Annotated in this window: 12 protein-coding genes; 8 read left to right on the plus strand and 4 right to left on the minus strand. The window is 43.9% G+C overall.

The genetic code is table 11. From position 1 onward, the window contains the following. Position 1 precedes the first annotated feature (1 nt). The 5 genes from R7Q46_RS19485 to R7Q46_RS19505 are packed head-to-tail and all read left to right on the plus strand — an operon-like array spanning position 2 to position 5,919. The gene (locus R7Q46_RS19485; protein ID WP_053308115.1) at positions 2-2,155 is read left to right on the plus strand and encodes a DEAD/DEAH box helicase family protein; all 2,154 of its coding nucleotides are present in this window, start codon (positions 2-4) and stop codon (positions 2,153-2,155) included. Further along, positions 2,155-2,391 carry a CxC ATPase DNA modification system associated small protein gene (locus tag R7Q46_RS19490; protein ID WP_053308116.1) on the plus strand — a complete coding sequence of 79 codons (237 nt, stop codon included), beginning with the start codon at positions 2,155-2,157 and terminating at the stop codon, positions 2,389-2,391. The genes R7Q46_RS19485 and R7Q46_RS19490 overlap by 1 nt, the downstream gene beginning before the upstream one ends. Continuing rightward, positions 2,366-4,426 carry an AAA family ATPase gene (locus R7Q46_RS19495; protein ID WP_053308117.1) on the plus strand — a complete coding sequence of 687 codons (2,061 nt, stop codon included), beginning with the start codon at positions 2,366-2,368 and terminating at the stop codon, positions 4,424-4,426. Before R7Q46_RS19490 ends, R7Q46_RS19495 begins: the two co-directional genes overlap by 26 nt. Continuing rightward, entirely contained in the window at positions 4,419-4,871 is a 453-nt protein-coding gene (locus tag R7Q46_RS19500; RefSeq protein WP_053308118.1) for a hypothetical protein, read from the plus strand. The genes R7Q46_RS19495 and R7Q46_RS19500 overlap by 8 nt, the downstream gene beginning before the upstream one ends. Next, entirely contained in the window at positions 4,864-5,919 is a 1,056-nt protein-coding gene (locus R7Q46_RS19505) for a cysteine desulfurase family protein (protein WP_053308119.1), read from the plus strand. The genes R7Q46_RS19500 and R7Q46_RS19505 overlap by 8 nt, the downstream gene beginning before the upstream one ends. Here the strand turns inward: R7Q46_RS19505 and R7Q46_RS19510 are convergent. Next, on the minus strand, positions 5,906-7,933 hold the full coding sequence (locus R7Q46_RS19510) for a DNA phosphorothioation-associated putative methyltransferase (protein ID WP_318077714.1): 2,028 nt from the start codon (positions 7,931-7,933) through the stop codon (positions 5,906-5,908). The genes R7Q46_RS19505 and R7Q46_RS19510 overlap by 14 nt on opposite strands. A 375-nt stretch (positions 7,934-8,308) precedes the next feature. On the opposite strand from R7Q46_RS19510, the gene R7Q46_RS19515 reads away from it, so the two are divergent. From R7Q46_RS19515 to R7Q46_RS19525, 3 genes are read left to right on the plus strand one after another with little or no spacing between them, the layout of a single operon-like run. Continuing rightward, a complete protein-coding gene (locus R7Q46_RS19515) occupies positions 8,309-8,500 on the plus strand; it encodes a helix-turn-helix transcriptional regulator (protein WP_023584707.1) in 192 nt (63 codons plus the stop codon). A 12-nt stretch (positions 8,501-8,512) separates the two neighbouring features. Continuing rightward, on the plus strand, positions 8,513-10,186 hold the full coding sequence (locus R7Q46_RS19520; protein WP_053308121.1) for a DUF927 domain-containing protein: 1,674 nt from the start codon (positions 8,513-8,515) through the stop codon (positions 10,184-10,186). 60 nt (positions 10,187-10,246) lie between these two features. Then, a complete protein-coding gene (locus R7Q46_RS19525) occupies positions 10,247-10,582 on the plus strand; it encodes a helix-turn-helix domain-containing protein (protein WP_053308122.1) in 336 nt (111 codons plus the stop codon). Positions 10,583-10,604: 22 nt separating this feature from the next. On the opposite strand, the gene R7Q46_RS19530 is transcribed toward R7Q46_RS19525, so the two are convergent. The 3 genes from R7Q46_RS19530 to yidC form a co-directional block, all read right to left on the minus strand. Further along, positions 10,605-11,780, minus strand: a complete 1,176-nt coding sequence (locus R7Q46_RS19530) for a site-specific integrase (RefSeq protein WP_053308123.1) — start codon at positions 11,778-11,780, stop codon at positions 10,605-10,607. Positions 11,781-11,951: 171 nt separating this feature from the next. Further along, complete coding sequence (mnmE, locus tag R7Q46_RS19535; RefSeq protein WP_005383836.1) at positions 11,952-13,313, minus strand: tRNA uridine-5-carboxymethylaminomethyl(34) synthesis GTPase MnmE; 1,362 nt, start codon at positions 13,311-13,313, stop codon at positions 11,952-11,954. A gap of 130 nt (positions 13,314-13,443) precedes the next feature. Beyond that, on the minus strand, positions 13,444-15,066 hold the full coding sequence (yidC, locus tag R7Q46_RS19540; RefSeq protein ID WP_318077715.1) for a membrane protein insertase YidC: 1,623 nt from the start codon (positions 15,064-15,066) through the stop codon (positions 13,444-13,446). Position 15,067: the final 1 nt, after the last annotated feature.

A 15,067-nucleotide genomic window follows, 5' to 3' on the forward strand; every position in this document is an offset into this window, starting at 1 on the left:
CATGCAGTTTTCAGCTCTTGGACTTCAAGCTAAGTATGACACCGATGAAGAAAGTATACTGGAGTGTGTACATATTCCCTTGCTCTCTTGTGCAAATCGCTATGATAGAGCTGTAGGTTATTTTTCAGCTGATGTTCTAGTTTCAGCAGCACAAGGACTGGAGCAGTTTATTCATTCTGAAGGTAAGATGCGCCTTATCATTGGTGACCCATTGTCTGACAATGAGTATGAGGCAGTGATGGAGGGAGTATCAAATCCTTGTAAAACAAAGTCTCTTCAATTAGCTGACTTATTGCTTAGTAGTGACGAAATGAATCTGAAGCTATTGACATATATGGTGGCGAAAGGGCTACTTGAGATTAAGTTTGCCTTCACTCATCAAGGCATGTTCCACAAAAAAATAGGGATCTTTTATCAGCAGGATGAAATTGTTGTATTCAGTGGATCAGCAAATGAAACCCTGGCTGGATTGTCTAAATATAACTCTGAGGAAGTTTCACTTTTTTTCAGTTGGCGTGAATCTTTTGCTGATTATGGCAAAGTTGAAGTGGATAATTTTAATGCGCTGTGGAGTGATACCAAGAAGCGAGCAAAAGTTGTTTCTATTGATTCAGAGGCTTATCAAAAAATTCAATCTGGTGTTGACCTTGACGCATTAAGTAGGGAGCTGTTTCCAGTCTCTTATCGAGCCAAAACTACTAAGCCTTTCTTCTCCTATAGTTTCCCTAAGTCGGAACAGAAGTTAGCTAAGTTAAATATTGAAGCTAAGACCCCACGTAAGCCATTGATGGTTAAGGGGAGAGCATTTGAGTTATTTCCTCATCAAATCGAGGCTATAAATAGTTGGCGTAAAGCAGACTTTAATGGCTTGTTCAAATTGGCCACTGGCTCAGGTAAGACATTCACATCCATATCTGCACTGGTAGAGTTGTATGAAGAGCGTCACAAGAATGGTGATGCAACTTTTGCAATAATTAGCGTCCCGTACATTGAACTAGCCAATCAATGGGTAAAAGAATTAGCGCCTTTCAACATTGCTCCCGTTCAATGTTACGATGGCTCTGATAAGTGGACTTCTGCATTGGATAAAAAACTTCTGCGTTTTCGAACCGGAACTTTAGATTTTATCTGTGTTATTGTCGTCAACAAGACCCTCTCATCGGAATTGTTTCAGTCAAAAATCGCTAAAGTATCACCTGAAGATATTTTGTTAATTGGTGATGAATGCCATCATCTCGGTAGTCAAAACTATTTTGATGCCTTGCCTCCAGCGCGTTATCGAATAGGGTTATCGGCCACCCCCTTTCGCACCGATGATGATGAGATCGAAGGAGCGCCATTCCCTGATACAATCAGACAGAATTTACTTTCATACTTTAAAGGTATCATTAGTGAGTACTCGCTAAGTGATGCTATTAAGGACGGTATACTCGCCCCCTACCGTTATGAGCTTGTTCCTGTGTATCTTAATGAAGAAGAGCAACAGCAGTACGAAGAGTATTCAGCTAAAATTCAAAAGTTAATTTTGAGGGCAAAGTCTACAAGGTTATCCATTGATGAGCAGTCGATGTTAACTAATATGTGTGGAGCAAGAGCAAGGATTCTAGCAACTAGCTCAGGTAAACTGCCAGCATTAATCTCCTATTTGAAAAAACATCCAGAGCTATCATTAATACACTCTTTAATCTATGTGGGAGAAGGTTCAGCACCAGGAGATAGTACGCCCTATATAACTAAGGTCACCAATTGTCTACATGAATATGGCTGTAAGGTTTCCAAATTCACTTCTCAAGAGACAGCGTCAGAGCGAAGTAGGATTATGAATAGCTTCAAAGAGCAAAGGATTGATGCTTTAGTGGCCATGAAAGTATTGGATGAAGGTATCGATGTTCCGGTGTGTCAAAGCGCGTTTATCTTAGCTAGTACGCGCAATCCAAGACAATATGTCCAGAGAAGAGGCCGTGTTCTTCGAAAAGCAGCAGGTAAGCATGAAGCCTTGATTGTGGACTTTGTTGTTCTCCCGTTACCAGGTGTAGTAAATAACTTTAGTCAGAATCTACGTCGGGCGGAGTTGGAAAGAGTAGAAGACTTTAAATTAACAGCTATTAACTCGAAAGAAATTGATAAAAGAATCATTGAATTAGGAATCTATTGATGGACCTTAATGCATTTAAAGCTTTATTAAAAGAAGTTGATAAGGATACACAGATTGCTCATCAGGATTATTCAAATAAGTCAGCGGTTCATAAAGCCGCACTCCAGATAATGCAGTTTGAGAAGGAGCTGTACTATGGAGACTTAGTGCAATCTCGTCACATTCAAAAGATCAAAGACATAATTGACGTCAATGCAGAAGATATCGTAAATGAAACTAATAAAACTAGAGATTAATAACTTCCGTCAATTCTATGGTAAGCAATCTATCGACTTTGCTGTAGATCCAGAGCGCGGAGTTACGCTAATTCATGGTGAAAATAATGGTGGGAAAACAGCGTTGCTAAATGCTCTTCGCTGGTGTCTTTATGAAGAAACCACTGAAAACTTACTCGATTCTAAAAACCTTCTGAACAAACATGCTGCGGAACAAGGTAAAAATACCTTTAGTGTTTCTGTGCAACTCGAACACCAGAATCGCTTATTTGAAGTTCGAAGAGTTAGAGTGAAAAATAGTACTAGTAGTAACTTGCATGTGTACGAAATTGAAAATGGCTGCTATGCGGAAAAAGCTGAGGATAACCCGAATACGCTAATAAATACGGTCTTACCAAAAGAGATGTCTCAGTATTTTTTCTATCAAGGTGAAGGTACTGGTACTTTAAGTAGTCAAAATGATTTCTCTCACATCAAAGATGCTATTGATAAAGTGTTGGGTTTAACGGTTGCGCAAACAACTTTAAAACACTTAAGTGCAGTAAAGACAAGTTATCAAAGAGAATTAAAGCAGTATGATACAAATAATGAAATAGAAATATTGTTATCAAACAAAGATACTTTAATTTCAAACTTAGACCGAGAGAATACTCTGCTTGCACAGAAGCAAAGAGAGTTAGAAAGTGCAGAAAAAGAGTATGAGATTCAGCTATCTAAACTTACTCGCTTTGATAAGACATCTATTGAAGAAAAAATTAAATTGCGCGAAAAACAAGAAAGATTGTTGAATGATTACCAACGACAATATAAGCAACTATTAACAGAGAAAATAACCAACACACCTGATTGGGCATTATCTACATTTGGCAAAAAACTTGCCTCGATAGACCTTTCAAGCATTAATACAGCAGAACTAAATAAGTCACTTCGTTATACGGTGGATAAGCAACTGCTACGTGAAATTATGGATAATAACGAATGTATCTGTGGTACGCACGTTGGAGAGGATAGTTCGGCAGCTCGGCTTTTAGAAGAGCTTGGTAAACACGCCGTCGATCCTGAGCTTAAGCGTCGCTGGGAATTAGCTGTCAAGCTACAAGACACGCTTTGTAACCAGCAATTGCCGAAAGTTAGTATGGAAAAGTTATTAGCGGATATTGATGACCGCGAAGACGTCATACAGGAGCTTGAAAATAGTATAAAGGACTTAAGTCATACTATTGTTGATTCTGACATTGATGACATTAAGGTTATCGAACGTGGTAAAGATTTAGCTAAATCAAGGTGCGATCAACTAAACCGTCAGATCCTACAAATGGAGCAGAGCGTTCGTAAAAAAGAGATTGATATTAAAGATATTGATCGCAGAGTAACTAGCCTGTCAGCAACTCAACCTAAAGCTCATAAAGTTCGTAACTTGATTCTCGCAACAGACAAGATAATAGAGTTATATGAGGAGGCTATTAGCTCTTCGCAGCAAGGTGTTGACCAGATCCTCTTGAACAAGATGCAATCTTTATTTAGCCAAGTTGCTTTTAATGGTTATACAGTTAAAAAAGATACTAGCGTCAAGGGAGGAAGCTTTACATGGGCTATCGTGGATAGAGAAGGTAAGCGAGTGGCTGCGGGTAATGGTTATCAAGCGATGTTATCTATTTCGTTTATTGTTGCGTTGATTGAATTCTCGAAAGATCGTGCGAATAACAAGCAGCACTTGCTTACTCCAGGTACTGTGGCTCCTTTTATTGCAGACTCCATTCTAGCGTTTATTGGTCCTGATAATGGTCGAGAGCTTGTCAGTTACATTGCGAACAAAGTAGAGCAATCAATCTTTATGTTCTCTCAGGCTCAGTGGACAGAAGCACATACTGACAAGGGAATTCGTCATAAAATTGGTAAGGAATATAACCTCGTTCAGCATACAGTGTTGACTGAAGAAGAGTTTAAAGGGCAGTATCCTACAAAACTTACTGTAAAAGGTAATGACTATGACGTTGTACGCTTTGGTAGTGATTTTGATAAGGTAACCATTGAGGAGATCCCTGTTCATGGCTGAAATAATTGATTGGCGTAAGTTATCGGTACGCCGGGATGTTCGCTTTGAAGCGTTGGAAGAGCGGTTTTGCTCAACAAAAGGGGCGAAAAGTGATACTCGAGTCTTTAGTACAGTAAAAGAACTGATGGTTTTTGCGGCATTAGTTGGTTATCAATTAGATGACTTTCAACCACTTGGGTCTAAAGTAAACACAACTCCAATTCTGCTCGATACCTATGCAACGACAGGTCATGACGCTTATATATATCTTATTGCGCTAGCTAAAGAACCGTCTCTGGATATACTCAAAAATGAGAACTTAAGAGATGCTATTGGTATTTTTGAAGGATATTGCAATAGTGGTTTGAAGCACATTGATAGTTGGATTATGAATAATATTGGTGAATCGTTAGTGACTAATATTTTATTTAACCAGACATTAGAGTACTTGGTTGAAAATGGATAATTACTATGACTACGCCGCTTCTACACCAGTGTCTCAGCGTGTTTTAGATGCCATGAAACCTTGGCAGAACGAAAAGTTTGCGAACGCCTCATCGGCTCACCAAGCGGGGCGGGCCAGCGCTCAGGCAATCCAAGAAGCAAGAGAGTCTATTGCTGAGAAGATAGGTGCGCTCCCGAGCGAGATTATTTTTACCAGTGGAGCGAGCGAAGCGAACAACCTTGCTCTGAAAGGGGTCGCATTCAAACATCTAGAGAGCAAAGGCCACATCATTACTTCAGAGATTGAGCACAAGTGTATTCTCAATACTTGTGCTTTTCTCGAGTCAATCGGTTTCGAAGTGACTTATCTAGCGCCAGATAAGAATGGCCGCATATCGTCGTCGTCTCTCGAAGAAAAAATACGAAGTAACACAATTCTGATTTCTATCCATCACGTCAACAATGAGCTTGGGACTATTCAACCCATTGAAGAGTTTGGTACTATAGCTTTTGAGCACAATATCCCCTTTCACACTGACGCAGCACAGAGCTTTTGCAAGTGTGCTATCGACGTAGACGATATGGATATCGACATGCTCTCGTTATCAGGCCACAAAATCTACGGCCCGAAAGGCATAGGCGCTCTTTACGTACGAGATGCTAGAGACTCTGAGCTCGTCCCACTGATCCACGGCGGCGGCCAAGAAGCAGGGTTACGAGGCGGCACCTCCCCTACTCCGTTGATAGTCGGGCTCGCAGCGGCGGTAGAATCGTATCCAACCAAATCAGGCTCTTTTGAAAAGCAATTTCTCGATGTCATGGCGCAGTTTGATTTTACAAGGAACGGCGGACCGTCCGTAGTACCGTCGACGTGGAGTGTTACATTCCACTCTGATGAAGAAGTGAAGCGCTTTACGAGCGAGTACCCTTGGCTGATTTCTCAAGGTTCTGCGTGTAATGCGCTCTCAAATGTGGCTTCACATGTCCTGACTGCGATAGGTATGCCCGAAGATATTGCACGACGCACTTATCGCATCAGCCTTCCACCATACCAGCTCAGCGAGAGTTGAGCCTAAAGCCAGAGACAGTTTTTCCTGCTTGAAGCAAGCGCTCTTCGTACATTTGTCGGTGCAAAATGACTTCAATTGTTGGCGTTGTCCCTAAGAGCTTTGATAGTCGAAGATCGAAGCTCTTTTGCTTTTCATACTGCTCACTCTGTTTATCAAGCAACAAGTGTTTATTGAGTAAGGGTGGGCGGCGCTGTTCATCTACATAGTCAAAAAAATCGATATCTTGATCTGCCATCTTTATTTTTGTTCTTTCGACTAAATACGGGACTGATTTTTCGAAATCATCGTATTGAGTCAAGGTAAGCTTTCCAGAGTTGATATGTATTTTGATCAAGTCAATGGCGTCATCGAGCTCACCGTACATCTGCAATGCTGCACCAACATAAACGCGTAAAAGAAGCGGTAACTTTTCTATATAGCTCTTGTGGAAAATTAGAGAGTGTCCTTCGTTGAGGATGCTTGCTGGTAATTGATGGTGAGCTTTGACACACTGCTCTCCAATAAGCTCCGTATCTGCGATCGCAAAAAGCAGATCGGTCGCGAGATTATTGGCCGTACGATAATCATCAAACAAGGCTTTAATATCACGCTTTAGGCTTTCAGGCTGTTGTGTGTAGGGTTTCCGCTTGTCAAATAACCCCATAGAGAAATAGACAAGTAGGTCCTCTTTTCGGGATTTCTCTGCATTGGCAAATTCCCGGGTATCGAACATTTCCTGAAGTAAACCAAACACTTTTTTATGCGAACCAATTAGACTTCTCACTTCTTCAGAACGGTTAAATTCGTCATTCGCCGGTACCCGGCCAAGTGCCAGACAGACGTTCCAAAAATCATCAAACAGAGTGCTGTTTTGGCTAATGACCAACTTGGCTTTATCTTTACTCTCTATAGGCTGAGGCGATGTCAGTTGATGCCAAGTATGGTGCCGCTGGTACTTACTTTGGAGGTAACGTTGTTCTTCTAGCTTATCTTTGAATATGTAGAAGATGCCCGGTGCAACGGCAATCGCGTCTTCTTGCAAAGAACGTTCTAGGTACCCTTTGAATTCTGATTGTGCGTAGTATTTTTGGAATGTATTTCTTGTCGTAATCACCCCATCTTTATAGGGCTGAAACTGCGCAATGTACGAATCATTAGCCAGCATGACAGAGACGACCAGAATTTTGTTGGCGAGCTCCCAAGCGCTCAATAGTGCTTCAAGACGTTCATCTTGGTCTTCGATAACATTTAGGACAAACCCCAAGTTCACAATGTCCGAATTGACTTTATCGTTATCAGGCGAGAAAACCGGGTCCCAGCCCAACGCATCAAGCCCGTGTGCTTCAAGCTCTCTCAGGTCATCCCCTCGACCACATCCGTAATCGAAAATAGAAAACCGTCCATCTAGGTAACCTTGCTTCGCCAATGTCTTCATTGGGCTTGATAGCTCATGGCGTACAATAGCGGTTTTGTGGCGATCTATCCCAGGCTCTTGTTGAGTATCACTCAATGCATCCGGTTCGGCTTTCAGTAGCCTCCCATCGACTAACTGGTATCCCTTTTTTTGGATCAAATTTAACCACGACTGTTTGAAGCCAATAGTGCGGGTGTTCTCGTATAGGCCCGCCATCTCCCCTTCTTTAGTTAGCGCGGTGAAGAGCTCAAAATGGTCGCTGCCTGGTAGAATCATCGTCTCTTTTCGATGCAGGATCGGTGGATTTTCTGAAGAGCGATAGCAAGTCACTTTATGACTAAGTTTGCTCAGATCTACATTCAGGCTCTGCTCTAACGCTGGGTAGGAGTCGGTATAAAAGGTCGGGTAGTTCAACAGCGATAAACGGAATTCCTTTTTAAACAGCTTAATGAGGTTCCATTGGTTGTCCGGTAAGTTGACCGCTTGAGCAACCGCCGGTACGAACTTTTTTAGTGCGTCTGGAAGCTCGCTTATTGCATCTCTATGCAGGTATACCGCGTCGGGAAGTTGCTTCCCTATATGAACCTGATTGACAAGTTGCTTAAATAGTTGAAAATCCATCTTTTAGTCGTGATTCCAGTTTGTAGAGCCAATAGATATTTTAGCTTTATCGCTAACGGGTTTGCCCAACTAATCAGATATGTTTGACATTAGTTATAAAAAACTCCACTTTCACATGCGAAAGTGAGCCTCTAGTCACTATGTGTTAACTATGGTGAATAGCTTAACGCATAGCGCTTTGTGGCTTGAAGAATAGCGATGAAGCAATGCCTAATCACATTACCGCACCATTATCTGCTTCTGTAACCCTAAATAAAAATTTTATAGGTATATTTTCTGCTAAATCTGCCCATTTTGGGCCTGAGCACCGCGCGCCTTTGTGTTGCTCACCCTGCAAACTATGTCTTGATGATCCATTAACTGTCAGGAGTAGTTATGACCGAACAAAAACAATCAAATCAGCTATTAAGCTATCAAGAAGTTTGCAAACTAACGCAACTATCCCAAGCGACGATTCGCCGCTATGTAAAAAACGGTTCCTTTCCTACACCAGTCACACTATCACCTGGCGCTCGAAGTGTGAGATTTCGCCTTGAAGATGTGCAGAAGTGGCTGTTGAGCCTGTGATAGGGAGGTCATATGAAGTTTCGTCATCACCATGATCAACTACAGCATTTTTGCCGTGAGCGAGGCTGGCGTTCGTTGAGCTCTTCGGTCAAGGTTCTTGCTAGAACGCGTTCACCTGATCGGAAGTCAGGGTTCAGTGCTTGTATTGAAATCATCAATATGGACAGGCAGATGATCAGAATGATAGTGCCAGCCAGAAAGATCATGGGAGGTACTAACTATCAGTTAAGAGATGAATTGTTCGATACCGGTTTTTGGCTGGAGCCTGAGCAAACTGCATGGAGTGTGGTCCAGCGCTATTTGCGGGAAGAGCTCAGAGCGGCGGAAACGGCCTTTTGTGTCACAAGAACAGGTTGGCATGACAAGGTGTTCGTTACTCCGGAGAAAAGTTTCGGACGGTCAGATGAGTCTTACTACTTTTCTGGTGGTATGGCTGATTCACTCTGTTTGGCAGAAGGCAGCTTAGCGGAATGGCAAAGTGAAGTCGGTTCATTGTTGGTCGGTAACCCCTTGCTCATATTTTCTATTGGAGTTGCGTTGGCCGCACCGCTTCTCAAGCCAGTAGGGATGGAAAGTGCGGCATTCCATATCATGGGGCCGTCTTCGTCGGGGAAATCTGTCACATCGTTTGTTGCGGCGTCTGTTTATGCTGATAAGTCTTATATCAAGTCTTGGAAAACAACCGCTAACGGTATTGAGGCGGTTGCATCGGAACATCATGACATGCTGCTTGTGTTAGATGAGCTAGGGTTGTGCTCTGCGGAAGAAGCCAGTTCTGCGGCTTATCAAATCGTCAACGGATGTGGGAAGTTGCGAGCAACGGAGACAGGCGGCTTGGCGAATATTGCCAACTGGCGGACGTTGACCTTGAGTAATGGAGAGATTGGCCTGACAGAGCTGATGGAGTCCTCAGGTTATCAAGTGAAAGCAGGTCAGCTCATTCGAGTAATCGAAATTCCTGCCGAAGAGCGCTTTGGCTGTTTTGCGGATCTACACCGCTTTTCCTCACCATCTCAGTTTGCCGAGCACTTAGAAAAGCAGACTCAAAAGTACTTTGGCACTTTGTTCACGGCTTGGATGACGCTTATTTCAGATAAGCCCGATCTGGAAGTCGTTTTACAGCGTGAAATCGAAACGCTGAGGCAGCATTGGTCTAAAAGCAATTATTCCGGCCAGGTTCATCGGGTCTTGAAGCGCTTTGTCCTGGTTGGTGTTGCGTTGTCTGTTGCATCACGAAACCAGTTAGTGCCATGGTCTGAAGAAGAGTCGCTGTATTCCGTATATAGCGTTTTTAGCCGCTGGTTATCTCACAGAGGGCACCAGCATAATCAAGAAACGTATGAGGTGTTAAGTGCTTTGAAACAAGCCATTAGCCATTGGGAAAATAAGCTTCCTGAATTCTGTACGAGCAGATCTTCAAAGTTTGGTTATTGGCGGCAGGATGGTGATGACGTCCAGTGGCTTATCCACAAACAAGAGTTTGTTAAGCAGCTACGACTGCGGCGTCAATACAAGAGTCAATTGAGCCCTTTGATTCACAAAGGGTGGTTTGAAACCAATGAAGATCGTAGAGGAACACTTCGGATTATCGAGAAGAGAAACGGTACTGAGTTTGATCATCGTTTTTTCGCCTTCTGGCCGGAAAAGATCCTCTCTGAGTTGAAGGAGATGGGTATTGATGAATAGTGTACTTCCCAGTTTTCCCACTCTTCCCAGAGACATTCCAATGGGTGAGGAGGGGATAAGATGACAACCAACGAGCAAGTTCTTCTTCAATCCATTCTCGCCAAAATAGATCGTGTTGAGCGCGCTGTTCTGGAGCAGCGTTTGCAGCAACAAAAGGTGGAGCTCCTTGGAAAGGACATTCTAACCGTTGATGAATGTGCAGCCTTGCTGGGTTTATCAACCAACCAGCTTTATAAGCTAACGAGCTCGGCAGAGATCCCTTACTTTAAGCTTGGCAAACACCTCCGATTTGAGCGCCAAGCCATCATTAGTTGGGTTGAGGAGCAGCGTGTTTCATCTCGCCATGAGATAGAAAAAAGGGCAGCAAACTATATCGCCACCACTTCTCGTAAGTAATACCGTTATCGCAGCGGCCTCATCAGGCCGCTGAATCCTTTCCAGAAGCAAAAATATCAGGGAATGTCAGCATGGCTTCCATCCTGCGTTGTTCAATGATGTCAGCGTAGATCTCTGTTGTCTTAAGTTCGCTATGACCGAGCAGCTTCGATACTGCGTATATATCGATTCCTCGGCTAAGCTGAATTACAGCAAAGGTATGACGACCTGCATGGAATGTAACGTGCTTACTTATTCCAGCAGCCAGAGCCCATCTAAGCAGTTCTACATTTATATAAGAAGAGTATTTTAATCCCTTGAATACGCGCTCGTGAGAGGCTTTGGGGCTACCCAAAAGTGATTCTGCTGACTTTGGTATGTCTAAATACTGAAGGCTCTTAGCATCGCCGTGAGAGAGTTTGACCTGGTCGAAGATAATTCGTTTGTGATTATTGAATGTCTCTATTTCTGACCAAGTAAGTCGATGGATATCGCACCAACGCATCCCCGTTGCACATGAGAACAAAAACGCACGTTTAAGGACTGGGTAGCGACATTCTGTGTGAGCTAACGCGTTGACCTCATCCAGTGTTAAATAAACCCGCTTAGTCGTTTTCGCTTTGATACTGGTCACTTGTGAAAGCGGGTTATCGCGAATAATACCTTCTCGATGTGCTTCGTTGATCGCCGCTCGAACTTTATTGAAGTAGGAGCTTTGTGTGTTGCGAGATAGCGGTGTATCACTTTTGGTTTTCGCTTCATTGGTTAGGTAATACTTAAACCCGTCTAACCAGTCTTTATCCAGCTCATCAAAACTAAGATCATGATTTCCGCAGTAGAGCAGCAGATGCTTACGAGCTGAAAGCCAGATCGAATGGTTGGAGGTTGAGGTGGTTTGTTCTTTTATGTCAATTTGCCGTTGAAAGTAATCAATGAAGCTAGCTGAGCGCTTGGTTCGATCCTCAAAACCATGCTTCTGAGATTGCCACTCAACCAGTCGTTTACTCTTAATAGTTTCGGCTAGGAGAAGGTGCTCTTTGTTATGTTTTCGCTGAGCTGGTGTTTTGGGTTTGTCATAGATAAACAGATCTAGCACTTCGTATTCACGTTTTCTCTGACGAGATCCGTTTGATTTACTGGTATAACCGTGGTCATAAATGAGACGCAATGTTCGCGTTCCATCTGCTTTAAGTGTCCGTTTTTCAATGAAAATTTTCATGTTTGTCCCCAATTGGTCCCCAATACGGCATTTATCATGTCATTGGGGACCAACTGGGGACTAGATTTGGCAATTAACGGCAACGGATGGAAACAAACGGCAAATGACGATCTAATAAAATCAGTGTATTATCTACCGTTGCTTGCTGTTGTTTTCCGTTATTTGCCCACTTTACTTCCCGATACAGAATGAAGAGAAGATTCGTCCCAGTAAGTCGTCAGAACTGAACTCACCGGTAATCTCATTGAGATGTTGTTGGGTGATGCGTAGCTCTTCAGCCAATATTTCACCTGCCATATAGCCTTCAAGCTGCTCCTGGCCTATTTGAAGGTGCTGTGCGGCACGTTCTAATGCATCGAGATGACGACGACGAGCCATAAACCCACCTTCACTGTTGCCAGAGAAGCCCATACACTCCTTGAGATGATCTCGCAGAGCTTCAACCCCTGCACCAGTCTTCGCTGACAAACGGATAAGGGTAGGGTTATTGACGTGGCAGATCCCCATATCTTCACCCGTTTGATCCGCTTTATTACGGATCACAGTTATACCAATGTTGTCTGGTAGGCGATCCACAAAATCTGGCCAGATATCTTTCGGATCGGTGGCATCGGTTGTTGTGCCATCCACCATGAACAACACGCGGTCTGCTTGGGCTATTTCATCCCACGCACGTTCGATACCGATTTTCTCTACTTCATCGGAAGCATCACGCAAACCTGCTGTATCAATGATGTGTAGTGGCATGCCATCAATATGGATGTGCTCACGCAGTACATCACGCGTGGTTCCTGCGATGTCGGTTACGATTGCAGATTCTTTACCCGATAGTGCGTTCAGCAGGCTTGATTTGCCCGCATTTGGACGACCCGCAATCACGACTTTCATCCCTTCACGCATAATAGCGCCTTGGTTAGCTTCTTTGCGCACCGCATCTAGGTTGTCGATGATGGCTTGTAGGTCACCAGCCACTTTACCGTCGGCCAAAAAGTCGATCTCTTCTTCAGGGAAGTCGATGGCTGCTTCAACATAGATACGCAAATGAATCAGCGACTCAACTAAGGTATTAATACGGCCTGAAAATGCGCCCTGTAAGGATTGCAGCGCCGATTTTGCTGCTTCTTCAGAACTGGCATCAATGAGGTCTGCAATCGCTTCGGCTTGAGCGAGGTCGAGTTTATCGTTCAGAAATGCGCGTTCAGAGAACTCACCAGGGCGAGCAGCTCGAATACCATCTATACCTAGAATGCGTTTTATCAGCATATCCATCACGACAGGGCCGCCATGGCCTTGCAGCTCAAGTACGTCTTCACCTGTAAATGAGTGCGGGTTAGGGAAGTACAGTGCGATGCCCTGATCAAGCACAGTGCCATCTTCTGACTTAAACGGCAGGTACTCTGCGTAGCGGGGCTTTAGTGTTTTGCCAGTGACTTCTAACGCCACTTGGTTGGCTTTAGGGCCAGAAACTCGAATAATACCGACACCGCCACGACCAGGCGCGGTCGCTTGAGCGACAATCGTATCTGTAGTCATAATTTTGCCTTTTGAGCTGGGCTATAGGGAAGATACCTAGGGAGCCATCACAATTAATTAGCTGAATTGTAATCAGCCAAAAACAAAAAGGCGACCTTTTGGCCGCCTTTCTCAATCATTTCCTAAAAGGTTACTTGCTGTGTAAGCCTTTTTTCTCTAATCCTTTGTAGATCAGAGTTTGCTGGATAAGCGTTACGATGTTCGACACCAACCAGTACAGAACGAGACCTGATGGGAAGAACAAGAAGAAGAAGGTAAACATAACCGGCATAAAGGTCATGATCTTCTGCTGCATTGGATCCGTTACCGTTGTCGGGCTCATCTTCTGGATTAGGAACATAGACGCACCCATCAATAGCGGCAGGATGTAGTAAGGGTCCTGCGCTGAAAGGTCATGAATCCAACCGAAGAATGGTGAGTGACGTAGCTCTACCGATTCCATTAGCGCCCAGTATAGTGCGATGAAAATAGGCATCTGTAGGATAAGAGGTAGACAACCACCTAGTGGGTTCACTTTCTCTTTCTTGTACAGTTCCATCATTTCTTGGCTCATGCGCTGACGGTCATCACCGATACGCTCACGCATTGCTTGCATCTTAGGCTGTAGCATGCGCATTTTCGCCATAGACGTGTATTGCGCTTTTGTTAGTGGGTACATTGCACCACGAACGATGAAGGTCAGACAGATGATTGCCACACCCCAGTTACCAACAAAGCTCTGGATGAATGAAAGCAACATATGAAGAGGCTTCGCAATGAACCATAACCAGCCGTAGTCCACTACTAGGTCTAGGTTAGGTGCCACTTCTGCCATTTCATCTTGCAGTTTTGGACCAACCCAAAGTGTTGCTTCAAACTTAGCCTGATCGCCTGTTGCGATAGTTTTGTTTGGCATACGAACGCCGATGTCTCCTAGGTTGCCAATTACACGAGTGTATAGGTTAGTACCTGGTTCGTTACGTGGAATCCAAGCTGCGGCAAAGTAGTGCTGAATCATTGCTGCCCAACCTTGGCCATCGGCTAGGTTAAGAGACAGGTTGCGATCCTGCATATCATCAAAGCTGTACTTCTTGTAACGCGTATCTTCTGTTGAGTATGCGCCACCACGGTAAGTAGGCATTGTGATGCTACCACCATCGTCCATTAGGTTTTGACGTAGGTGAGCGTACATACCAAATGTTGCGTTGTTGCCTGAGTTGTTCACTACATCGTATTCAACATTAAGCGCGTAGCTGCCGCGTTTAAAGATGTAAGTTTTGGTGTATTCGATGCCGTTTGCAGTGAATGTCATCGGAACGCGAAGTTCATCTTGACCGTCAGCCATTGTGAAGCTGTCTGCACTTACGTTGTAGTGAGGGCGATTTGTGCTGCTCAAGTCGATACCTTGAGGACCCACTAGACCGCTTTGAGCGATAAATTGGTGACCTTGAGCGTCTTTAAGCAGAACAAAGGAATCTGATGAATCTAACTCAGCAGAGTATTCGTTAAGGTTGGCATGTACCACATCGCCACCAACGGTGTCGATCGACAGAGTTAAAACATCAGTCGTTACTGTGATAGTTTTTGCAGAAGCTTGCTGTTGACCAGGAACTGGGTCAAGTTCATCAGCAAAAGATGGTGCAGGTAGAGTGCTGCTTGATTGAGCCTGTTCAACTGCTTGAGGTTCTGGATTCTTTGCAACTTGCCATTGTTGAAACAGCAAAAAAGAAACCAGGGCCAAACCGATGAGCAGGATATTACGTTGAGAATCCATC

Source organism: Vibrio sp. 811, from assembly GCF_033339195.1.

Coding starts and splice junctions, on each gene's coding strand:
- R7Q46_RS19505 (WP_053308119.1), top strand. CDS start 4,864: ATGGATAATTACTATGACTACGCCGCTTCTACACCAGTGTCTCAGCGT.
- R7Q46_RS19525 (WP_053308122.1), top strand. CDS start 10,247: ATGACAACCAACGAGCAAGTTCTTCTTCAATCCATTCTCGCCAAAATA.
- R7Q46_RS19500 (WP_053308118.1), top strand. CDS start 4,419: ATGGCTGAAATAATTGATTGGCGTAAGTTATCGGTACGCCGGGATGTT.
- R7Q46_RS19495 (WP_053308117.1), top strand. CDS start 2,366: ATGAAACTAATAAAACTAGAGATTAATAACTTCCGTCAATTCTATGGT.
- R7Q46_RS19490 (WP_053308116.1), top strand. CDS start 2,155: ATGGACCTTAATGCATTTAAAGCTTTATTAAAAGAAGTTGATAAGGAT.
- R7Q46_RS19510 (WP_318077714.1), bottom strand. CDS start 7,933: ATGGATTTTCAACTATTTAAGCAACTTGTCAATCAGGTTCATATAGGG.
- R7Q46_RS19485 (WP_053308115.1), top strand. CDS start 2: ATGCAGTTTTCAGCTCTTGGACTTCAAGCTAAGTATGACACCGATGAA.
- R7Q46_RS19520 (WP_053308121.1), top strand. CDS start 8,513: ATGAAGTTTCGTCATCACCATGATCAACTACAGCATTTTTGCCGTGAG.
- yidC (WP_318077715.1), bottom strand. CDS start 15,066: ATGGATTCTCAACGTAATATCCTGCTCATCGGTTTGGCCCTGGTTTCT.
- R7Q46_RS19530 (WP_053308123.1), bottom strand. CDS start 11,780: ATGAAAATTTTCATTGAAAAACGGACACTTAAAGCAGATGGAACGCGA.
- mnmE (WP_005383836.1), bottom strand. CDS start 13,313: ATGACTACAGATACGATTGTCGCTCAAGCGACCGCGCCTGGTCGTGGC.
- R7Q46_RS19515 (WP_023584707.1), top strand. CDS start 8,309: ATGACCGAACAAAAACAATCAAATCAGCTATTAAGCTATCAAGAAGTT.